The sequence below is a fragment of the Arthrobacter sp. RT-1 genome (genome assembly GCF_003367205.1).
Lineage (GTDB): Bacteria > Actinomycetota > Actinomycetes > Actinomycetales > Micrococcaceae > Arthrobacter.
Genome location: NZ_QRGQ01000043.1, coordinates 1 through 333 on the forward strand (window position 1 = coordinate 1; position 333 = coordinate 333).

Here is a 333-nt window from a genome sequence, read left to right on the forward strand (position 1 = left end):
ATTCCCCACTGCTGCCTCCCGTAGGAGTCTGGGCCGTGTCTCAGTCCCAGTGTGGCCGGTCACCCTCTCAGGCCGGCTACCCGTCGTCGCCTTGGTAAGCCATTACCTCACCAACAAGCTGATAGGCCGCGAGTCCATCCAAAACCACAATAAAGCTTTCCACCAACCACCATGCGATGATCAGTCATATCCGGTATTAGACCCAGTTTCCCAGGCTTATCCCAGAGTTAAGGGCAGGTTACTCACGTGTTACTCACCCGTTCGCCACTAATCCCCGGTGCAAGCACCGGATCATCGTTCGACTTGCATGTGTTAAGCACGCCGCCAGCGTTC

Annotated in this window: 1 rRNA gene; it reads right to left on the reverse strand. The window is 56.2% G+C overall.

From position 1 onward, the window contains the following. Nucleotides 1-333: ribosomal RNA gene (locus DXK94_RS19735) — 16S ribosomal RNA — on the reverse strand; the annotation flags it as partial.